The following is a 21,306-nucleotide window of genomic DNA, read 5'->3' as shown; positions in this document are numbered from 1 at the left end:
CCGCGAGCCGTCCCGCGAGGCGGGACGCCGCCTGGAGCACCCGGTCGAGCACCGCGCCGACGAGCAGCCCACCGACCACCCCGGCCGCGACGACGAGGAACGGGTGCCGGTCGTCGAGCAGGTGACCCGCCCCCGCTCCGATGCTCACCATGAGCGTCGCCCAGGCCACCGCACCGACCGCGGTGATCGCGCAGAACCGCCGCCGGGACATGCCCGTCGCGCCGGCCGCGAGCGCCACCGCGACCCGCGCGCCGGGCACGAACCGCGCCGGGAGCACCACCGCCGCCCCTCGCTGCCGCAGCGCCACGCCCGCGCGGCGCAGCGAGCGCCGCAGCCGCGGGGAACGCCGCAGCCAGGACCGCAGCAGCCGGGACCGCCGCACGGGCAGCCGCGCGCCGATCGTGTAGGCCACCTGGTCCCCGGTGAAGGCGCCCAGCGCGGCCACGCCGCCGACGAGGAGCACGTCGAGCGCCGGCCCGCCCGCGGCGAGCGCCGCGAGGGCCAGCACCGCGGCCTCGCTCGGCAGCGGCGGCAGCACCCCGTCGACGACCGTGAGCACGTAGAGCACCAGGAGGGCCCACGGCGTGCCCGCGAGCGCGGTGACCGCGTCGGTCAGCGCGGGCACGAGACCGGCCCGGTCGTCAGCCCGGTCGTGAAGCCATGCGTGAGGCCGTGCATGAGGTCGTGCGTGGGGCCGGACGTGGCGCGCATCGGCGGCGCGAGACGCCCGGTGGGGCCGCTCGGAGCGACGGTCATGCACCGACCCTGGCGCAGACACCTATCGAACGTCAATAGGTTATGCGTGAATGTCGATCAAACGCGCGGTGTCCGGCCGGGGCGGTGCACCGCGTCGATTTGCCCCTGGAGCCACCCCGCGCCCCGTGCCCGCGCGCCCTCCGCCTCCACCCGTGCCCGCAGCTCGCGGTCCGACGTCACGACGAGCACGTCGACGCCCGGTCGCACCCGTGACCGCACGGCGTCGACCACGGCGTCGTCGCCGTCGCGCGCGGCACGGACCACCTCGACGCCGGCGGCCTCGGCGGCCTCGGTCACCGCGTCCCGCGCCCGTCCCTCGAGCACCACGACGACCCGCGCGGGCCGCTCCGGCAGCACGGCGAGCGCCGCGACGAGCCGCGCGGCAGCGCCCGCCCGGTCGCGCCACCAGCCGTCGGCCCGGGCACCGACGACGTTCGCCGCGTCGACCACGAGCACGTCGGCGACGACCTCGTCGGCGGTCAGGTCGGCGATGACGTCGTCGGCGGTCACGTCGGTGTCGGGCGCGACGTCGGTCGCCTCGGCGTCGGCCACGACGTCGGTCGCGTCGGAGTCGGGCGCGCCGCCGGTCACCGCCGTGCGCGCCGCAGGACCGCCCGCACCCCCAGGACGGCGAGCGCCGCGGGGACCAGCCACGGCCCCACCACGACGAGCGGGTCGAGCGGCGCGTGCGCCAGGTCCGCGCGGTGCTCACCGGTCCGCGACCGCACGGGGTGCGCCCCCACCTCGCCGAGCACGCCCGTCTCACGCAGGAGGTCGTCGGGCTTCCCCTGCAGCAGGGCGGTGACGTGCGCCCCGGCCGACTCGATGCGGTCCCCGGCCAGGAGCAGCAGCCAGTGCGCGGCCCGGGCCTCGGAGAACCGCGCGTAGGCGAGCCGGCGCACCGCCCCCGACACGCCGTGCAGCGGCTGAGCCGTCCCGAACACGGGCGTCAGACGCATGTGCTCGATCGAGCGCTCGCGTGGCCGGTCCTCCGGCTGCGCCTCGGGGAGGGCGTCGGCCGCGATGACGGCCTCGTCGGGCACCTCGCGGGGGAACGCGGGCCGGTCGCGCGGGTCCAGGTCCACGCCCCAGCCGGGGATGCGGGCGCGGAGCTGCTCAGGGGTCTCGGGCAGCGGGGGCTTGCGGGCGGTGTAGGGCATGGTCGTCTCCTCGTCAGCTCGTCGTCGGCGCGTCGTCGCGGGGTGGCACCTCGCGGTGACCGACGGGCGTCACTGCGGGCGTCACTGCCCGCCGCCGGGCACGATCGCCGGCTTCACGCAGCCGTCGAGCTTCGTGGCGAACACGTGGTACGCCTCGGCGATGTCGTCGAGCGGGAAGGTGTGGGTGAGCAGGTCGCTCGGCGTGATGAAGCCGTTGCGCACGTGCTCGAACAGGCGCGGCAGCTGGCGCTTGACCGGCGTCTGGTTCATCCGCAGCGTGAGGCCCTTGTTCATGGCGTCGCCGAACTTCACGGCGCTGAACATCGGCCCGTAGGCACCCATGACCGACACCGTGCCGCCCTTGCGCACCGCGTCGATGGCCCAGTTGAGCGCGATCGGGGAGCCGCCCTGCAGCTTGAGCTTCGCGGCCGTGACGTGCTGCAGCAGGTTGCCGTCGGCCTCGGCCCCGACGGCGTCGATCACCGCGTCCGCCCCGAGGCCGTCCGTCATGCGCTTGAGCGTCAGCACGACGTCCTTGACCTGCGAGAAGTTCACCGTCTCGGCGTAGGCCCAGGTGCGCGCCTTCTCCAGCCGGTAGTCGAGGTGGTCGACGACGATCACGCGCCCCGCGCCCATGAGCCAGGAGGACCGCGCCGCCGTCAGCCCGACGGGCCCCGCCCCCAGCACGACGACGACGTCGCCCTCCACGACGTCCGCGAGCTGCGCGCCGAAGTACCCCGTGGACACGGCGTCGGTCAGCGGCACGGCGTCCCGGTCGGACATCCACTCGGGGATGAGCGTCGGGCCGACGTCCGCGAAGGGCACGCGCACGTACTCGGCCTGGCCGCCGTCGTACCCGCCCGTCGTGTGCGAGTAGCCGTAGATGCCGCCGACGGCCGTCGCGTTGGGGTTCACGTTGTGGCAGTTGGAGTACAGGCCGCGCGCGCAGAAGAAGCAGGTGCCGCAGTACACGTTGAACGGCACGAGCACCCGGTCGCCGACCTGCAGGTTCTCGACCGCGGGCCCGACCTCGTCGACGATCCCGACGAACTCGTGGCCGAACGTGTGGCCGATCCGCGTGTCGGGCATGAGGCCGTGGTACAGGTGCAGGTCGGAGCCGCAGATCGTCGCCAGCGTGACGCGGACGATCGCGTCGCGCGGGTGCTCGATCCGTGGGCGGTCCTTCTCCTCGACCCGGATCTTGTACGGACCGCGGTAGGTCATCGCGCGCATGCGGGTCCCCTCGCCGGCGCCGACCCGGCCCCGGGGGCTGCAGGGCGGCGGCGTCCGCCCACCCTCGCACGCGCGCCCGCCGCCGCAACCGGGCGGGCTCCGGTGGACGGCCCCGTCAGCGCGACGACGGCCACCCGCGTTCTTGCCCGGTCGGCAAGGGCCCGTGACACCGACGGCCGGCGACCGTGATCCTGCTGCCCATGGCGCACCTCCCCCCTGCAGAGCTGGATCCCGCGACGGCGGCCGAGTGGGACGGGCGCTACGCGGAGGCGGAGAAGCTCTGGAGCGGCACGCCCAACGGCGCCCTCGTCGCCGAGGTCGCCGACCTGACGCCGGGCCGCGCCCTGGATGTCGGGTGCGGGGAGGGGGCCGACGCGGTGTGGCTGGCCGGGCGCGGGTGGGACGTGACCGCCCTCGACGTGTCCCGTGTGGCGCTCGACCGCGCCGCGCGGCACGCGGAGCAGGCGGGCGTCGCGGTCACCTGGCTCCACGCCGGGCTCCTCGACGCGCGCTTCCCGTCCGGGGCCTTCGACCTCGTCTCGGCGCAGTACCCCGCGCTGCGGCGCACGTCCCCCGACGACGACGCCGCCGAGCGCGCGCTGCTCGCGGCAGTCGCCCCCGGCGGCATGCTCCTCGTCGTCCACCACGCGGTCGACGACGACGCCGCCCGCACGGCCGGCTTCGACCTGGCCGAGTACGTCCTGCCCGCAGACGTCGCCCGGCTGCTCGGCGACGGCTGGGAGGTCGAGGTCGACGAGCGCCGCCCCCGGGACCTCTCCACGGGAGCCGGCAGCCACCACACCGAGGACGTGGTGCTGCGGGCGCGTCGAGGCGCCACGACACGCCGTGGCTCCGGGGGCCGCAGCGGTACCTCGGCGTAGCGCGGCCCGTCACCTCGCCGAGGACCTCAGGAGGGCGGCGCCTCCGGGGCGGGCGCCACGTCGGCGGCCGGCGCCGTCTCGGGCGTCCCGTCGAGCGCTCGATCGAGCGCTACGTCGAGGGCCGCCTCGACGTGCAGGCGCGTCGTCGGGAAGACCGGGACCGGGCTGTCGGTCGCGCCGACGAGGAGCTCGATCTCCGTGCAGCCCAGGACGACACCCTGCGCACCTGCGGCGACCAGACGGGCGATGACCTCCCGGTAGGCCTGCCGCGACTCCTCGCGGACCACGCCGCGGCACAGCTCGTCGTAGATGACGCGGTGCACCTCGGCGCGGTCCTCGGCATCCGGCACCAGCACGCGCAGGCCGTGCCCCTCGAGCCGGTCCCGGTAGAAGGCCTGCTCCATCGTGAAGGCCGTGCCCAGCAGCCCGACGGTCGCCACGCCCTCACGGCGCACCGCCGCCGCGGTGACGTCCGCGACGTGCAGCAGCGGCACCGGGACCGCGGCCTGCACCTGGTCGGCGACGAGGTGCATCGTGTTCGTGCACAGCAGCAGGAGCTCCGCGCCGCCCGCGACCAGCCCTCGGGCGACGTCCGCGAGCACGTCACCGGCCCGGTCCCACTCCCCCGCGACCTGCAGCGCCTCGATCTCGGCGAAGTCGACGGACGCGAGCAGCAGGCGGGCGGAGTGCAGCCCGCCGCACCGGCCGGTGCCGCCCGTGAGGACGGCACCGGCCGGCGCGTGGGAGCGGGGGTCAGCCCTGCGGCATCGCCCCGGCGGTGGTGCGGTACACCTGCACGACGCTGGGGCGCGGCGTGCGGCTCGACGACCCGTCGTAGGGGAACGTCGAGGTCGGCACGTCGACCGCGGCGCCCTCCGTCTCCCCGGGGTGCTGCACGGCGACGAACACCGAGCCGTCCTCGACGTCGACCCAGGGGCCGCAGGTCTCGGCACCGGTCGGGACGGCGAGGAACTGCTGGACGTGCCCGCGCTCGGGGCCGTCCACGGGCACGTAGTGCAGCGCGTCGTTGAGGCCGATCGAGCCCGGCTGGCCGTCCGTGGAGATCCACAGGCCGCCGGCGGAGTCGAAGGTGACGTTGTCCGGGCAGGAGATCGGCGAGACCTGGTCGGCCGGGTAGCCGGCGAAGTACGTCGACGGGTCCGTGGGGTCGCCGCAGACCAGCGGCAGGGCCCAGGTGAAGGTCGTCGCGCCGGCGTCGTCCCCGGCCTCGGTGATCTCGACGACGTGGCCCCAGCGGTTCTTCGAGCGCGGGTTCGCCACGCCCGGAGCCTGCCGCGAGGAGCTGTTGGTGCAGGCCATGTACACCTTGCCGTTGACGGGGCTGCGCTCCACGTCCTCGGGCCGGTCCATCGGCGTGGCGCCGACCGCCGCCGCGGCGAGGCGCGTGAACACCAGCACCTCCTCGAGGGACATCCCCGGGACCATCGAGCGGCCGCCCTTGGTCAGCGGGATCCACTCGCCGGTGCCGTCGTAGTCGGCCGCCGGGTCGCCCTCGGCCGAGAACCGCGCGACGTACAGGTCCCCCTGCTGCAGCAGGAAGGAGCCGTTGCGCAGGCTGCCGCCGAGCTTGCCCTTCGAGACGAACTTGTAGAGGTGCTGGTTGGCCTGGTCGTCGCCCATGTAGACGACGAGGCGGCGGTCGGCCGCGACGGCGACCGTCGCGCCCTCGTGCTTGAACCGGCCGAGGGCCGTGTGCTTGAGCGGGACCGAGGACGGGTCCGTCGGGTCGATCTCGACGACCCAGCCGAACCGGTTGAACTCGTTCGGCTCCTGCGCCATGTCGAAGCGCGGGTCGACCTTCCACCAGTAGCGGCCGGTGCCCGCCTCGCCGTCGTCTCCGACGAGGCCGTACATCTCGTTGTTGCGCGGGTCGGCGGCGGCCGGGTCCCCCCGGAAGTACTGGTCGACGTTCTCCTCGCCCGACAGGACCGTGCCCCACGGGGTGTGGCCGCCGGCGCAGTTGTTCAGCGTGCCGATGACGGACGTGCCACGCGGGTTGGTGCTCGTGCGCACGAGCTCGTGGCCGACGACCGGACCGGTGAGACGGAACCGCGTGCTCAGCGCGCTGAACCTGCGGCCGAACGGGGACGCGACGGGGTACCAGCGCGGGTCGTCGCCACGGCGCTCCACCTGCACCACGGACATGCCGTGCGCGGCGATGGAGGTCCGCAGCTGCTCGACCGTGAGCGACTCCTCGTCAACGAAGCCGGGGACCATGAGGTTCTCGTTCGTGTACTCGTGGTTGGCCACGAGCAGGGCCGTGCCGTCGCCCTGCGGGAGGATCGCCAGGTAGTCGTTGTTGTAGCCGAACTGCTGCTCCTGGGCCTCGGCGCTCTGGTCGTCGAGGTCGAACGCCGGCGCGCCGGCGACCACGGGGTCGCCCCAGCGGATGATCGGGTGCCAGTCGAAGCCGTCGGGCACGGTGAAGGCGTCGACGGTCCGCTCGACCGGCGCCACGGGCGCGAAGCCGAAGGTGTCCGACACCTGCGCCCACGCGGCGGTGCGCGCCGCAGCGGCCGCCCGCTCGGGGCGCAGCACCGCCGAGCCCACCGAGGCCACGGCCGCCACGAGCCCCATGCCCGCGAGCACGGCACGGCGGGACAGCGCCGTCTCCGCCACCGCCTGGAAGTGCGGCGCGGTCGAGGTGCTCGAGACGTCACGCAGGCAGGCGTCACCGCACTTGTAGTGGCAGGTCGCCGCGGACCGGCTGCCCATGGTGTGGCCGGTCATCGGCAGCATCCGGCGCAGTCCGGGTGAGGTCAGCGTCATCGTCGCTCCAGGTCGGGTGGGGGTTCCGGGTGACGCCGCCACGCTAGGAATGCCGTGGGACCGCCGGGTGACCGTGATGACACCTGCGGGTGAACGTGCCGTGGCGGCCGGGAGACGAGGTCAGCCCAGCGGCACCACCTCGACCTCGTGCGGCAGCTCGTCGAGGACCTCGAGCGCATGGGCGCGCGCCTCGCGCACCGCGCTCCCGAGGTCCGTCGCCTCGCCCCGCACCTCGAACACCACCGCGCGCGGGACGTCGAACGCCGGCGGGGCGTCGTCACGCAGCGCGCCGAGCGCGTCACGCATCCCGTCGCGGGTGTCGGAGTCGGGCACGTCGGGGACCGTCACGTGGGCCAGGTAGTCGGGCATGCCGCGCATCCTGCCCGCCGGGTCCGACACGCCATCCGTCCGGGGGGCGCGGAGCGGCGACGGAATGCCACCCGCCCGCCCCCGCGTTCGGCACGGTGTGAAGAGCATCGGGTTCCTCTCCTTCGGCCACTGGACGCCGTCCCCGTCCTCGCAGACCCGGTCGGCCGCCGACGTGCTGCTGCAGTCCATCGAGCTCGCCGAGGCAGCGGAGGAGCTGGGCGCCGACGGCGCGTACTTCCGCGTCCACCACTTCGCGCGCCAGCTCGCCTCGCCCTTCCCGCTGCTCGCGGCCGCCGGCGCGCGGACGAGCCGGATCGAGCTCGGCACCGGCGTCATCGACATGCGGTACGAGAACCCGCTGTACATGGCGGAGGACGCCGGTGCGGCGGACCTCATCGCGGGCGGGCGGCTGCAGCTCGGCGTGAGCCGGGGGTCGCCCGAGCAGGTCGTCGACGGCTTCCGCTACTTCGGCTACGCGCCACGCGAGGGGCAGACCTCCGCCGACATGGCCCGCGAGCGCACCGAGGTCCTGCTGCGGGTGCTCGAGGGCGAGGGCTTCGCGCAGCCGGCCCCGCGGCCGATGTTCCCCAACCCGCCCGGGCTCCTGCGGCTCGAGCCCTACGCGGAGGGGCTGCGCGAGCGGATCTGGTGGGGCGCCGGCTCCGACGCCACCGCGGTGTGGGCGGCGCAGCAGGGCATGAACCTCATGAGCTCGACGCTCAAGGACGCCGAGTCGGACGAGCCGTTCCACGTCCAGCAGGCACACCAGATCGAGGCGTTCCGCAAGGCCTGGGCCGAGGCGGGCCACGAGCGCACCCCGCGGGTGTCCGTCAGCCGCAGCATCGTGGCGATCACCGACGACCGGGACCGCGCCCTCTTCGGGCGCGGCGGTCAGGACCGCGACCAGGTCGGGTACATCGACGGGCCGAACCCGGCGATCTTCGGTCGCAGCTACGCCGCCGAGCCGGACGTGCTCGCGCGGGAGCTGGCGGAGGACGAGGCGGTCGCCGCGGCGGACACCCTCCTCGTCACCGTGCCCAACCAGCTCGGCGTGGAGTACAACGCCCACCTGCTGGAGAGCCTGCTCGTGCACGTGGCGCCGGCCCTGGGCTGGCGCTGAGCAGGGCCCGGCCGACGGCCGGGCGCGGCTGCTACCCCGCGGATCTCCCGGCGGCCGGGTGAGGCGTGCGCTCGTGCAGCGGCCCGACGAGGTGCGTCCCGGTGCCGGTGGCGTAGGGGCCGTACACCACCCCGACGAACCCCCCGGCGTGCGAAGGGGACAGGTGCCGCACGTCGAGCGCGGCGACGGGCACGAGGGTGGCACCGGCGCCGGCGGGCCCGTCCCCCTCGGTCCCGGCCCCCCGCCCGCCCGGCGACCAGGCGACCTCCGCCCGCGCGCCCTCGAGCGCGACCACGACCGTGCCGCCGCCGCCGACCGCCACCCCCGCCACGACGTCCGCCACCGCCTCCGGCACGCCGTCCCGGCACGAGGTCACCACCAGCCGCCCGTCGCGCACCCCCGCCGTCACCCACTGCCGCGACGAGAGCCGCAGCGCGAGCCCGACCTCGTCGTCCGCCGGGACGCCCGCGTCGCGCTCCGGCAGCCCGAGCGTGAGCCGCGCCCACGGCGAGGTGAGCCGGCGTCCGACGAACGCCGGCAGGGCCGCCTCGAGCCCCGCGCCCGCGCGCAGCCGCACGGTGCCGCCGCGGTGCCCTCCCCCGAGGTCGGCGACGGCGCCCGGCAGCCGCCGGACCGCCACCCATGCCTCGTCCTGCCCGTCCTCCTGCCCGTCGTCCTGCCGCCGCACGCCCCCCGGTCCGCCGGGCTCGGGCACGAGCGTCCCGACGCCGGGCGCGAGCACCGGCCACCCGTCGTGCCACGTCACGGGTACGAGGAACGTCTCGCGCCCGAGGAGGTCAGCGCCGCCCACGAGGCGCGAGGCCAGCACGAGGGCCCACCAGGACCCGTCGGGGGCCTCGACGAGGTCGGCGTGCCCGACGTTCACCACCGCGGCACCCGGCCCCAACGCCCGGTGCGTGAGCACCGGGTTGTCGGGGCACGCCTCGTAGGGTCCGAGCGGCGAGGACGCCCGCGCCGCGACGACGGCGTGGTGCCGCTCGGTGCCGCCCTCCGCCGCCAGCAGCACGACGTGCTCCCCGTGCCGGTACAGGTGGGGCCCCTCCGTCCAGGTGGCGCCGACCGCGGCGCCGCGCCAGACGACGTGCTCCGGCCCGTGCAGCCGCAGGGTCGCCGGGTCCACCTCGCGCACCCAGACCTCGCCCTGGTCCGGCCAGGCGGGCCTGCGGGCGCCGCGGGCGCCGTGCGCCCAGACCCGGCCGTCGTCGTCGAGCAGCAGCGAGGGGTCGACGCCGTCGACACCCTCCCACCACACGGGGGGCGTCCACGGCCCGGCCGGGTCGACCGCCGTGGTCACGAAGGTGCCGCTGCCGCCGTCCGGCCCGCCCAGGTGCGTGCACACGACGAGGAACCGCGCGCCGTCGTGGCGGATCGTCGGCGCGTACAGCCCGCCCGAGTCCCCCACCCCGTCGTAGGACAGGGCGCCGGTGAGCACGTGCCCCACGGGCTCCCAGTGCACCAGGTCCCGCGAGCGGTGCACCGGCAACCCCGGCACGAGCTCGAAGGTGGAGGTCACGACGTAGAACCAGGTGCCGTCCGGACCGTCGACCCGGCACACGGACGGGTCCGGGTGCATCCCGGGCAGCACGGGGTTCGTCGCCGACCGCCAGGCCTCGGGGTCGGCGACGACCCCCGCGCCGCCGACCGCCGTCGCGCCGCTGACGGCCGCGCCCTCCGGAGCCGCCGTCACGCGTCGGGCAGCGTGAGGACGACCTCGTCCGGCCCGTCGACGGAGACGGTCGCCCCGTCGGCCTCGACGTGCCAGGCACCCGGCGCGTCGTCGGACCGCACGACGACGCGGCCCCCGGTGCGGCGCACGTGGAACCGCGCGGGCGCCCCCGTCCCGCCGGGCACCGCCGTGACGGCGTCGTACCCGTCGGGCAGGGCGAACAGGCGCAGCGTGACGCCCTCGGCCCACGCGTACTCCGGCGTGTCCTCCACGGCGCCGAGCGGCAGGACGGTCCCCGGCCGCACGTACAGCGGCAGCGAGTCGAACCCGTGCCGCTCGTGCCGCCACGACCCGCCCGGCACGCGCTCCCCCGAGAGCAGGTGCGTCCACGGGCCGACCTCGCCCGCGGCCGGCCCCGGCAGGTACACGTCGACGTCGCCGGACGCCGAGAACACGGGGGCGACGACGAGCGAGCCGCCCAGCACGTACTGCGTCCCCAGCCCCGCCACCGCCCGGTCGCGGGGGAACTCCAGCGCCATCGCGCGCATGACCGGCACGCCCGTGGTCGTCGCCTCCTCCGCGGCGCCGCCGAGGTAGGGCAGCAGGCGCAGCTTGAGCCGTGTGAAGGCCCGCGTCACGTCGACGGCCTCGTCGTCGAACGCCCACGGGACGCGGTACGAGCTGGACCCGTGCAGCCGCGAGTGCGACGACAGCAGCCCGAAGGCGACCCACCGCTTGAACACCGCCGCGTCGGGCGTGCCCTCGAACCCGCCGATGTCGTGCGACCAGAACCCGAAGCCGCTCATCCCGAGCGAGAGCCCGCCGCGCAGCGACTCCGCCATGGCGACGAAGGTCGACTCGCAGTCCCCACCCCAGTGCACGGGCAGCCGCTGCGACCCGGCCGTGGCGGAGCGGGCGAACAGCACCGCCTCGCCCTCGCCGCGCTCGCGCCGCAGCAGGTCGAAGACCGCCTCGTTGTAGAGCAGCGCGTAGTGGTTGTGCATGGCCTGCGGGTCGCTGCCGTCGTGCCAGACGACGTCGGTGGGGATCCGCTCGCCGAAGTCCGTCTTGAAGCAGTCGACGCCGTCCGCCAGCAGGTCCCGCAGGTAGCCCTGGTACCAGGCCACCGCCTCCGGCTTCGTGAAGTCGACCAGGGCCATGCCGGCCTGCCACATGTCCCACTGCCAGACGGACCCGTCGGGCCGCAGCACGAGGTGCCCGAGCCGGCGCCCCTCCTCGAACAGCCGCGAGCGCTGGGCGACGTACGGGTTGATCCACACGCAGATCCGCAGGCCCTTGGCCTTGAGGCGCGCGAGCATCCCGGCCGGGTCCGGGAACATCGCCGGGTCCCACACGAAGTCGGTCCAGTGGAACTGCCGCATCCAGAAGCAGTCGAAGTGGAAGACCGACAGCGGCAGGTCCCGCTCGGCCATGCCGTCGACGAAGGACGTCACCGTCGCCTCGTCGTAGCTCGTCGTGAAGGACGTCGACAGCCACAGGCCGTAGCTCCACGCGGGCAGCCGCGCGGGCCGACCGGTCAGCGCGGTGTAGCGCTCGAGGATCTCCTTCGGCGTCGCGCCGTGCACGACGTAGTACTGCAGCTCCTCGCCCGGCACGCTGACCTGCGCGCGGGAGACGACCTCCGTGCCGATCTCGTAGGAGACGCGGGTCTGGTGGGCGACGAACAGCCCGTAGCCGGCGTCGGAGAGGTAGAAGGGGACGTTCTTGTAGGCCTGCTCGGAGGCCGTGCCGCCGTCCTCGTTCCACACGTCGACGCTCTGGCCGTTCTTGGCGAAGGTGCCGAAGCGCTCCCCCAGGCCGTAGATCGTCTCGGCGACGCCCATGGTCAGCTGCTCGCGGACGAACCGGCCCTCCGGCGTGGTGAGCACGCCGACGCTGCGGTCGGTGGAGGACGTCAGGAGCCGGCCGTGCTCGTCGAGGAACTCCACGCCCCACGGCCCGTCGGTGGCGACGCGGGCCGTCAGGCGCCCGGCGGTCAGCGTCGCCGGGCCCTTGCCGAGGGCCTCCGGCAGCTCGATCCCGACCGTCTGCGGCTCGGTGGCCAGGGCGACCCGCGGCTCCCGGTCCACCCCGCCGAGGTGGTGGGAGATCCGCACGCCGACGACGTCGGGCATGGGCGAGGAGAACCGCACCGTGATCGACGGGCGGTTGAGCGTGTCGCCGCGGGTGCCGATCCGCGCCGTGGGCGCGTGCACGACGAGGTCGTCGCCGTCGCGGAGCACCTCGTCGACGTCCAGGGGGCGCAGCAGCTCGACCCCCGGCCGCAGCTGCCAGTAGCCGTCGGTGAACTTCATCGTGCCTCCATCAGGACGAGGACGTCGTGCTCCGCCAGGACGGTCGGGGCGTCGTCGGGGGTGGTCGGGAGCCGCCGCGCGGAGAGCAGGTCCACGAGCGGGGTGCCGGGGGGCAGGTCGAGGGCGGCGGCCAGGCCGGCGCCGGGCAGGGGCACCGGCGCACCGGTGTGGTTGAGGGCGACGAGCACGTCGCCACGACGGGCGACCTCGAGACCGGCCGGGACGCCGGGCAGGGGGTCGGCGACCCCCGCGTCCGCGAGGACCGCGGTGAGCACGCGGCGCAGGTCGCCCTCGCCGAGGACGGCGCCGACGTACCAGGCGGTGCCGTCGCCGGTCGCGGGGGTGCCGGCGTGCCGGCCGACCGCCAGTGCGCCGGCCAGGTGCTCGAGACCCGGCCCGCCGTCGAGGACGAGGACGGGGTTGGCGCCCTCCGCCCGGGCGTGCTCGACGAAGGTGTGCACGCGGGCGGCGCCGGCGATGGCGTCCGTCCACCGCGCGGGCAGCCCCTCGTCAGGCAGCGGCACCCACTCCTCCGACGAGGCGCCGAGCACGTCGCGCAGCAGCACGGGCGCCCGCCCGACGTGCAGGTGGCCGTGCTCGTCGGCGACCCCGCTGAAGGGCCCCACCGCGAGCACGCCGCCGCCGCGGACGTACGCGTCGAGCGCCTCCGCGGGCCCCGGCGCCAGCACGTGCAGCGAGGGGGCCAGCACCGCGCGGTAGCCCGTGAGGTCCGCGCCGGGCGGCACGACGTCCACCGTCACGCGCGCGTCCCACAGCACCCGGTGCCAGGCGCGCAGCGTCGCGAGCGGGTCGAGGCGGTCCGTCGGCAGGGCCTGCGCGGTGCCCGCCCACCAGGACGGCCAGTCCCACAGCAGCGCGACGGGCGCGTCCGTCCGCGTCCCGACCACGGGACCGAGCCGGGCCAGGTCGGCGCCGAGCCGCCGGGCCCCCGCGTGCACGGCGGTGTCCGGCCCGGCCACGGGCAGCAGCGCGGAGTGGAACCGCTCGGGTCCCGACCGGGCCTGCCGCCACTGGAAGAACAGCACCCCGTCGGCGCCGTGCGCCACCGCCTGCAGCGACCCGAGCCGGCTGCGGGCCGGGGACCTCGTGAGGTTGTGCGGGCGCCAGCTCACCGCCGAGACGGCCGACTCCATGAGCAGCCACGGGTCCCCGCCGGCCAGGGACCGGACGAGGTGCTGCGTGAGCGCCGCGTCGGCCGGCGCGCGGGGGTCGGCCGGGTCGGGGTAGGCGTCGTCGGACACGACGTCGACGTCGTCGGCCCAGGTGGCGTAGTCCGCCCCCGGGAAGAAGCCCATGAGGTTCGTCGTGACGGGCCGGTGGGCGTCGTGCTCGCGGATGACGGCCGTCTGCAGGCGCAGCAGGTCGCGCAGCTCGTCGGAGGTGAAGCGGCGGAAGTCGAGCTCCTGGCTGGGGTTGCGGTGGTACGGCGCGGCGCGCGGCGGCAGCACCTCGTCGAAGGAGGTGTAGCCCTGGGACCACACGCTCGTCGCCCACGCCGCGTTCAGCGCGTCGACGGACCCGTACCGGTCCGCCAGCCAGCGGCGGAAGGCGACGGCGGCGACGTCGGAGTGGTCGACCTGCCCCAGCTCGTTGCCGACGTGCCACATCGCGACGGCGGGGTGGCCGGCGCACCGCTCGACGACGGCCCGCGTCACCGCGAGCGCGTGCTCCCGGTAGACCGGCGAGGAGGGGGCGAACTGGTTGCGGGACCCGTACGTCAGCCGCACGCCCTCGGCCGTGACCGGCAGCGTCTCGGGCCAGCGGTGCCCGAGCCACGGCGGCGGCGAGGCCGTCGGGGTGGCCAGGTCCGCGCGGATGCCGGCACCGTGCAGGAGGTCGAGGACCTCCACGAGCCAGTCCAGGTCGTACTCGCCCGGCCGGGGCTCGAGGCGCGACCAGGAGAACACCCCCACCGTGACCAGGGTGACGCCGGCGCGGCGCATGAGCGCGACGTCCTCGTCCCACGTGGCCCGGTCCCACTGCTCGGGGTTCCAGTCCCCGCCGAAGAGCGGCGCCGACGCCCCGAGCAGGACCGCGGGGCCGCCGCGCTGCCGGCTCACCCCTTGACCGCGCCGAAGATGACGCCCTTGGTGAAGTGGCGCTGGATGAGCGGGTAGACCAGGAGGATCGGCACGATCGCCAGCACCATGATGGCCATCTTCACCGGCAGGCCCGTCACGGCGCCCGTGGCGACGTCGACCTGGCCGGTGCCGCTGCCGGGCAGCGTGACGCCCTGCAGGACGTAGGAGCGCAGGACGAGCTGCAGGGGCCACTTCACGTTGTCGTTGATGTAGAGCATCGCGTTGAAGAACGCGTTGAAGTACCCCACGCCGTAGAACAGGGCGACGACGGCGGTCACGGCCCGGGACATCGGCATGACGATCCGGCCGAGGATGCGCCAGTCGCCGGCGCCGTCGATGCGGGCGGCCTCCGTGATGGCGGGGTCGATGCTCATGAAGAACGACCGCAGGATGAGCACGTTGAAGGCCGACACGGCCCCGGGGAGGATCAGCGACCAGTACGAGTTGATGAGGCCCAGCTCGCTGACGAGCAGGTACGTCGGGATCATCCCCGCGCCGAAGAACATCGTGATGAGGAAGACGAACAGGATCGGCCGGTGCAGCACCGAGCCGGGGCGCGAGAGGCCGTAGGCGGCGAGCACCGACACCGTCGTCGAGAGCACGGTGCCGACGGTGGTGACGCCGATGCTCACCAGGGCCGCCCGCGTGACGATGCCGCCGGAGAGGATCTGCTGGTAGGCGGCCAGGGTGAGCTGCCCGGGGACCGTCACCATGCCGCCGGAGCGGTTGACGTCGGCCGTCGTCGAGAGCGACGTCAGCACCACCGTGTAGAGCGGGAAGAGCACGGCCAGCACGACGCCCGCCAGCACGGCGCCCTTGAGGCCCTGACCGAGGACCGTCGGGCGGCCCTCCCAGGCGTTGCGGTGGCGGGACCGCCGGGGGCGGCGCCGCGGCGCCGGGCGGGGGTCGGGGACGGGGGTGGCGGCGGCGCCCGGCAGCCCCAGGGGGGCTCGGGTCGCGTCCTGCTGGATGCTCATGACTTCCGGTACACCCCGTCCTCGCCGAAGACGTGCGCGAGCTTGTTGGCCCCGAGCACGAGAAGGAGGGACACGACGCCCTTCACCAGGCCGGCGGCCGCGGCGAACGCCCAGTCGCCGTTGATGACGCCCTGGTAGTAGACGAACGTGTCGATGACCTCCGAGACGCCGGGGCCGACGGCACCGCGCTGGAGGATGAGCTGCTCGAACCCGACGGTGAGGGCGTCGCCCAGGCGCAGGATGAGCAGCAGGATGATCGTGGGCCGGATGGCCGGCAGCGTGACGTGCCAGATGCGCCGCCACGGGCCGGCGCCGTCCATCGCCGCCGCCTCGTACTGCTCGGGGTTCACCGTCGACAGCGCCGCGAGGAAGATGATGATCCCCCAGCCGGCGTCCTTCCAGACCGCCTGCGCGGTGATGAGGACGAGGAACGCGTCGGGGCTCGTCATGAGGTCGAACCCGGTGAAGCCCCGGTCCGCCAGCACCCGGTTGAGCAGGCCGGCGCCGCCGAGGATCTGCTGGAAGATCGTCACGACCAGCACCCACGAGAAGAAGTGCGGCAGGTAGACGACGGACTGGATCGTCGTGCGCAGGGCGGGCGTGACCACGCTGTTGAGCAGGAGCGCCAGCACGATCGGCACCGGGAAGTAGAAGACGAGCTGGAAGGCCGTGATGGCCAGGGTGTTGCCCACGGCCTCGAGGAAGGCGGGGTTCGTCATGACCCGCTCGAAGTTGGCCCAGCCGACGAAGGGGCTGCTGCCGATCCCCACGTACGGCGAGTAGTCCTGCCAGGCGATGACGTTGCCGAGCATCGGGACGTAGGCGAAGACCGCCAGCAGCAGCACCGCCGGCAGGGTCATGAGCAGCAGCGCGCGGTCCCGGCGCAGGCGGGCCCGCAGCGACACGCGGTTGACCGGGACGCCCTCGGGCAGGGCTGCCGTGGCCCCGCCGCGCCGGCGGACCTGCCGGCCGCCGGCGAGCGGTGCCCGCCGGAGCCCCCGGCCCGACGGCGAGGCCGTCGGGCCGGGGACGGGGGACGTGGACGTGGCGGTCACGACTCGTCGGTCCCGGAGTCGGTGCCGGAGTCGGTGCCGGAGTCGGTGCCGGAGTCGGTGCCTGCGTCGGTGCCGGAGTCGGTGCCTGCGTCGGTGCCGGAGGCGCCGCCCTCCTGCTGGGCGTCGTAGATCTCCTGGTAGAACGCCCGCAGCTCCTCGCCGCCCGACGAGCGCCACGTCTCGACGGCGGCGTCCAGGTCGGACAGGTCGGCGCGGCCGCGGGCGATGCTCTTCTCGAGGTCGACGAAGGGCGTGTCGAGCGAGGCGAACTGCGCGGGCTCGGTGATGTTCATGCCGTAGAACGGCGGCTCGACGACGTACGCCGCGTTGGTGGCCGTCCACTCGCTGAACGCCTCGACGTAGTCGGGCAGCGAGACCTTGGCGTTCACCACCGGCGGGTCGACGAGGAAGATGTAGGAGGGCTGCACCTCGGTCTGGGCCTGCGCGGTCGGCACGGGCAGGCCGGCCTCGTCGAGCGTGTAGTGCGTGCCCTCCACCCCGTAGTTGATGAGCTGGTACTCGGCGGTGCCGAACGGCGAGGCGAGGAAGTTGGCCGCCCCGAGCAGCTCGGTGATCGTCGCGTCGTCGGCCTTCTTCAGGTAGGAGCACATCGCGGCGCCGCGGGACTTGTAGACCGTCGGCGTGCCGCCGTCCGCGGCGATGACCGGGAACGGGCGCATGTCGAAGGAGGGGTCGACGGCGCGGTTGCGGGTCAGCGCCTCGTGCCACCAGCCGACGCCGCCGGAGTTGACGAGGACCTGGCCGCTCTCGAACCGCTGCGCGGCGTCGCCCTGGTTGTCCGCCACGGCGTCGGGGTGCACGGCGCCGGACGCGTAGAGCTCGGCCATCCACTCCAGGGCGGCGCGGTACTGCGGCGTCTCCACCCGGTGCACGAGCGTCCCGTCGTCGCCGACGACCCACTCCGGCGGGACGCCGAACATCACGGTGGCCGTGGTCCACAGGTCGTTGGTGCCCCAGTGGCCGTCCTTCGTGTTCTCCTCGACGAAGTCGATCATCTCGTCGGCCGTCGTCGGCATCTGCGCGTCCGGCAGCAGGTCGGAGCGGTAGAACGCGTAGTCCGTGACGCCGAGCTCCTGCGGGAACGGCAGGCCGTAGAGCCGGCCGTTCCAGGCGCAGGCCTGCCAGGCCTCCGTGGGGATGTTGGCGAGGTACGGGTAGTCCTCGACGGCGTCCCCCGCGAGGTACGGCGCGAGGTCCTGGAAGATCGTCTCCACCGCCTGGCCGAACCGCGGCGGCACGTTCCAGCTCGGGATGGTCACCCAGTCGGCCAGGTCGTCGGGCGAGGCGAGGACGGCCGCCAGCTTGTCGCCGTAGGTGTTGCCGTCGCTGATCTGGAACGTGATGTCCGTGCCCATGGCCGCGTTGACCGCGTCGAAGTACGCGTTGCCCTCCGTGGGCGGGATGGTCCCCCACAGCGGCGTCATGGCCGTGTAGCTGCCGCCCGCACCCGGCGGCTCGTCGAAGGCCTGGACCAGCGGGTCCGGGACGGACAGGAAGCCCGGCGTGGAGCCGTCGACGCCCGGGAAGTCCGGCTCGACGAGGTCGATCGCCGTGTAGGTCGGCAGCTGGTCGCCGGCCACGAGGCCCGCGCTGCTGGCGTCCTGCGCGGCGGGGGCCGGGCCGCCGCCCCCGCACGCGGCCAGCGCCGCCGTGGCGCCCGCCGCGAGGAGGGCCGTCGCCGTGCGCCGGCGCCGCACGCGGCCCCGGAGGTGCTGGGTGGTCCCGGACGTCGTCATCGCGCGTCTCCCTCGGTCGAGGGGGCCTCGGTGCCCCCGTCCCGCCCCGGCCAGCCGCGCCCTCCTCGCAGCACCCGCTGCGTCCCCCCCACCCGCCCACGACTCCACCACCGGGTCCGTCACCGGCTCCGCCACCGCCGAGGCGCGCCCCACGGACGCCGCCGGCGCCCTGGCCGCGATGACCCTCGCCGAGAAGGTGACGTTCCTCCACCAGCACGCGCCCGCCGTCCCCCGGCTCGGGCTCGCCGCGTTCCGCACCGGCACCGAGGCCTTGCACGGCGTGTCCTGGCTCGGCACCGCGACGGTGTTCCCGCAGCCGGTCGGGCTGGCCGCCACGTGGGACCCGGACCTGCTCGAGCGGGTCGGCGCCGCCGTGGCCACGGAGGTCCGCGCCAAGCGCGCGCAGGACCCGACGGTGAGCCTCAACGTGTGGGCGCCGGTGGTCAACACGCTGCGGCACCCGCTGTGGGGGCGCGGCGAGGAGGGGTACTCCGAGGACGCGGACCTCACCGCCGTGCTGGCCACCGGGTACTGCCGGGGGCTGCGCGGCACCGACCCGACGGTCTGGGCCACGGTGCCGACGCTCAAGCACTACCTCGCCTACAGCAACGAGACCGACCGCGCGGTGACGAGCTCGCACCTGCCGCCGCAGGCCCTGCGCGAGCACGAGCTGCCGTCCTTCACCGGCCCGCTGGCCGCCGGGGTCGTCGGCGCCGTCATGCCCTCGTACAACCTCGTCAACGGCCGGCCGAACCACGTCGCGCGCGAGCTGCTCGACGAGCTGCGCACGTGGGCGCCGCACGAGGTCGCGGTGGTCTCCGACGCGCAGGCGCCGTCGAACCTCGTCGACGGCGAGCGGTACCACGACGACCACGTCACCTCGCACGCCGCCGCCCTGCGCGCCGGCGTCGACTCCTTCACCGACAACAGCGCGGACAGCGCGCCGACGGTCGAGCGGATCACGGCGGCGCTGGCGGCCGGGCTCGTCACCGAGGCCGACGTCGACCGCGCCGTGCTCCGCGTCCTGCTCCTGCGGGAGCGGACCGGCGAGCTGGCGGGCGCCGACCCGTACGGCGTCGGCGCGGACGCGATCGACACGCCCGAGCACCGGGTGCTCGCCCGGGAGGCGGCGGGGCGGGGGGTCGTCGTGCTCGCCGACGACGGCGGTGTGCTGCCGCTGCGCGCCCCGGCCGTCGTCGCGGTCGTCGGGCCGTTCGCGGACCACGTCGTCCACGACTGGTACTCGGGCACGCCGCCGTACCTGTCGACGGTCGCGGGCGCGCTGGCCGAGCGGTACCCCGACGCCGACGTGCGGATCGCGGACGGGGCCGACCGCGTCGCCCTGCGCTCGCTGGTGCACGACCGCTACCTCGCGCTCGACCCGCGCGACACAGCCCTCGTCGCCTCCGCCGTGGCGCCCGACGAGGCCACGTGGCTGGACGTCACCGACTGGGGCGACGACGTCGTCACGCTGCGCAGCGCCGCCTCGGGCCGGCTGGTCTCCGGGGCCTCGTGGACCCTGCGGGCGGACGCGGACCGGGTCGGCGGGTGGGTGGCGCAGGAGACGTTCCGGGTGCGCACCCACGACGACGGCACGGTCTCGCTGCAGCACGTGGGCAGCGGGCGGTGGCTGCGCGTCCAGCACGGGTCGGGGCTGCTCGTCGCCGAGGCGTCGGAGCGGACCGCCGAGCGGTTCGCGCGGCACGTGGTGCGCGCGGGCACGGCGCACGTCGCCGAGGTCTGCGCGGGCGCCGACGTCGTCGTCGTCGCGGTCGGCAACGACCCGCACGTGGCCGGCCGGGAGACGGAGGACCGGCCCGGCCTGGAGCTGCCGCCGGCGTCGCGCGAGCTGTGGCGGACGGCGAGGGCGCACGCCCGCGCGGCCGTGCTGGCCGTCGTGTCGAGCTACCCGTACGCGGTGGGCGACGAGGCCGCCGCCGCCGACGCGGTCGTCTGGACCTGCCACGCCGGGCAGGAGCTGGGCCACGGGCTCGTCGACGTGCTGTCCGGGGACCGCGAGCCCACCGGGCGCCTGGCGCAGACCTGGTGGCGGCGGGCGGAGGACGCCGGCGACCTGCTCGACCACGACGTCGTCGGGAACGGGCAGACCTACCGGTGGGGGGCCGCCGAGCCGCTGTACGCCTTCGGGCACGGGCTGTCGTACACCCGGGTCGAGCACGTCGGGCTGACGTTGTCGGCGCCGACGGTCGAGGCCCCCGAGCCCACCACCGTGCACACCCCTGCCGCCCGGCCGGAAACCCCGCGGCCGGAGGCGGCGGTCGTCGCCTCGGTGACGCTGCACAACGCCGGCGGGCGTCCCGTCGACGAGCTCGTCGCCGTCCACGTGCAGGCGCCCGCGCTGCCCGTGCCCGCCCCCCTCCGGCGCCTCGCCGCGTGGACGCGGGTGGCGCTCGCGCCGGGCGAGACGCGGACGGTCGACCTCGGGGTGCCGCTCGGCACGCTGGCGGTGTGGGACGTGGGCGCGACGCCGGCCCCGGGCAGCCCGGTCGTCGGCACGCCGGGTGCGTTCCGCGTGCAGCCGGGCACCTACCGCCTGACCGTCGGCCGGTCCGCGCACGACGACGCGGCGAACGCGGACCTCGTCGTCACCGGGCCGCCGGCCCCCGTCCGCAGGCCGGACGTGCTGGAGGCGCACGCCTTCCACGCGTACGCCGGCGCCGTCACGTCCGACCGCAGCCGGGCGGCAGGGTCGTGCGTCGAGGTGCTGCCCTCCGCCCACCGGGGGTGGGTCCGCCACGACCGGCTCGACCTGGCGGGGGCCCGCGCGCTGCGGCTGGAGGTCGCACCGCGGGCGCTGCCGGGCTGGTCCGCGCCGACGGTGGCCCTCGCCCTCCGGCCCACGGGGACCGGTGCGTGGCGGCCGCTCGGCCCCCCGGTGGCGGTACCGGAGGCCGGGGACGGCGCCACCCCCGCCGACCGGCGCGAGGCGGCGTACGCGTGGCGGTGGGTCGAGGTCCCGGTGCCCGACGAGGCACTGCCGGCCGGTCCGGTCGACCTGAGGCTCGAGCTCGTGGGCGCCGCCCGCGTCGCGCGCGTCGAGGTGGTGCGCTGACCGCACCCGCGAGATGCTGGGGCGCCGTCGG

Annotated in this window: 16 protein-coding genes and 1 pseudogene; 3 read left to right on the top strand and 14 right to left on the bottom strand. The window is 75.3% G+C overall.

Features of this window, described 5'->3' with window-relative positions:
* Window positions 1–145: 145 nt before the first annotated feature.
* From BM048_RS18795 to BM048_RS11870, 5 genes and pseudogenes are all read right to left on the bottom strand, one after another.
* A pseudogene (locus tag BM048_RS18795) lies at window positions 146–508 on the bottom strand (DedA family protein); the annotation flags it as partial.
* 104 nt (window positions 509–612) lie between these two features.
* A complete protein-coding gene (locus BM048_RS18250) occupies window positions 613–756 on the bottom strand; it encodes a hypothetical protein (RefSeq protein ID WP_175499527.1) in 144 nt (47 codons plus the stop codon).
* A gap of 57 nt (window positions 757–813) precedes the next feature.
* Window positions 814–1,347, bottom strand: a complete 534-nt coding sequence (locus tag BM048_RS11880; RefSeq protein WP_239078815.1) for an NYN domain-containing protein — start codon at window positions 1,345–1,347, stop codon at window positions 814–816.
* Entirely contained in the window at window positions 1,344–1,916 is a 573-nt protein-coding gene (locus BM048_RS11875) for a hypothetical protein (protein WP_090033361.1), read from the bottom strand. The genes BM048_RS11880 and BM048_RS11875 overlap by 4 nt, the downstream gene beginning before the upstream one ends.
* A gap of 81 nt (window positions 1,917–1,997) precedes the next feature.
* Window positions 1,998–3,149 carry a zinc-dependent alcohol dehydrogenase gene (locus tag BM048_RS11870; protein ID WP_090033359.1) on the bottom strand — a complete coding sequence of 384 codons (1,152 nt, stop codon included), beginning with the start codon at window positions 3,147–3,149 and terminating at the stop codon, window positions 1,998–2,000.
* Between the two features lie 200 nt (window positions 3,150–3,349).
* On the opposite strand from BM048_RS11870, the gene BM048_RS11865 reads away from it, so the two are divergent.
* Window positions 3,350–4,030, top strand: a complete 681-nt coding sequence (locus tag BM048_RS11865) for a class I SAM-dependent methyltransferase (RefSeq protein WP_090033436.1) — start codon at window positions 3,350–3,352, stop codon at window positions 4,028–4,030.
* Between the two features lie 26 nt (window positions 4,031–4,056).
* On the opposite strand, the gene BM048_RS11860 is transcribed toward BM048_RS11865, so the two are convergent.
* From BM048_RS11860 to BM048_RS11850, 3 genes are all read right to left on the bottom strand, one after another.
* The gene (locus BM048_RS11860; RefSeq protein ID WP_090033434.1) at window positions 4,057–4,722 is read right to left on the bottom strand and encodes an aspartate/glutamate racemase family protein; all 666 of its coding nucleotides are present in this window, start codon (window positions 4,720–4,722) and stop codon (window positions 4,057–4,059) included.
* Between the two features lie 61 nt (window positions 4,723–4,783).
* The gene (locus BM048_RS11855; protein WP_239078816.1) at window positions 4,784–6,781 is read right to left on the bottom strand and encodes a PhoX family protein; all 1,998 of its coding nucleotides are present in this window, start codon (window positions 6,779–6,781) and stop codon (window positions 4,784–4,786) included.
* 159 nt (window positions 6,782–6,940) lie between these two features.
* Window positions 6,941–7,189: a hypothetical protein gene (locus BM048_RS11850; RefSeq protein ID WP_090033356.1), complete on the bottom strand. Its 249-nt coding sequence runs from the start codon at window positions 7,187–7,189 to the stop codon at window positions 6,941–6,943.
* A gap of 97 nt (window positions 7,190–7,286) precedes the next feature.
* Here BM048_RS11850 and BM048_RS11845 point away from each other — a divergent pair, with 97 nt between their 5' ends.
* Window positions 7,287–8,309, top strand: a complete 1,023-nt coding sequence (locus BM048_RS11845) for an LLM class flavin-dependent oxidoreductase (protein WP_090033355.1) — start codon at window positions 7,287–7,289, stop codon at window positions 8,307–8,309.
* A gap of 31 nt (window positions 8,310–8,340) precedes the next feature.
* On the opposite strand, the gene BM048_RS18790 is transcribed toward BM048_RS11845, so the two are convergent.
* The 6 genes from BM048_RS18790 to BM048_RS11815 form a co-directional block, all read right to left on the bottom strand.
* Window positions 8,341–10,017: a glycoside hydrolase family 43 protein gene (locus BM048_RS18790; RefSeq protein WP_239078817.1), complete on the bottom strand. Its 1,677-nt coding sequence runs from the start codon at window positions 10,015–10,017 to the stop codon at window positions 8,341–8,343.
* Window positions 10,014–12,311: an alpha-xylosidase gene (gene yicI / locus BM048_RS11835; protein ID WP_090033353.1), complete on the bottom strand. Its 2,298-nt coding sequence runs from the start codon at window positions 12,309–12,311 to the stop codon at window positions 10,014–10,016. The genes BM048_RS18790 and yicI overlap by 4 nt, the downstream gene beginning before the upstream one ends.
* Complete coding sequence (locus tag BM048_RS11830) at window positions 12,308–14,392, bottom strand: beta-galactosidase (RefSeq protein ID WP_239078818.1); 2,085 nt, start codon at window positions 14,390–14,392, stop codon at window positions 12,308–12,310. The genes yicI and BM048_RS11830 overlap by 4 nt, the downstream gene beginning before the upstream one ends.
* Entirely contained in the window at window positions 14,389–15,390 is a 1,002-nt protein-coding gene (locus tag BM048_RS11825) for a carbohydrate ABC transporter permease (protein WP_090033351.1), read from the bottom strand. The genes BM048_RS11830 and BM048_RS11825 overlap by 4 nt, the downstream gene beginning before the upstream one ends.
* Window positions 15,387–16,322 (bottom strand): ABC transporter permease, encoded by a 936-nt coding sequence (locus tag BM048_RS11820; protein ID WP_239078823.1) that lies wholly within the window; start codon window positions 16,320–16,322, stop codon window positions 15,387–15,389. Before BM048_RS11820 ends, BM048_RS11825 begins: the two co-directional genes overlap by 4 nt.
* Window positions 16,323–16,441: 119 nt before the next feature.
* Window positions 16,442–18,202, bottom strand: coding sequence for a type 2 periplasmic-binding domain-containing protein (locus tag BM048_RS11815; RefSeq protein WP_090033350.1), 1,761 nt, complete (start codon window positions 18,200–18,202; stop codon window positions 16,442–16,444).
* Window positions 18,203–18,380: 178 nt separating this feature from the next.
* On the opposite strand from BM048_RS11815, the gene BM048_RS11810 reads away from it, so the two are divergent.
* Window positions 18,381–21,275 (top strand): glycoside hydrolase family 3 C-terminal domain-containing protein, encoded by a 2,895-nt coding sequence (locus BM048_RS11810; RefSeq protein ID WP_090033430.1) that lies wholly within the window; start codon window positions 18,381–18,383, stop codon window positions 21,273–21,275.
* Window positions 21,276–21,306 lie beyond the last annotated feature (31 nt).

The organism is Cellulomonas marina (genome assembly GCF_900111925.1).
In the GTDB taxonomy this organism is placed as follows: Bacteria; Actinomycetota; Actinomycetes; order Actinomycetales; family Cellulomonadaceae; genus Cellulomonas; species Cellulomonas marina.
Note: the sequence above shows the minus strand (reverse complement) of the source record. Positions and strands in the feature narration are given on the sequence as shown.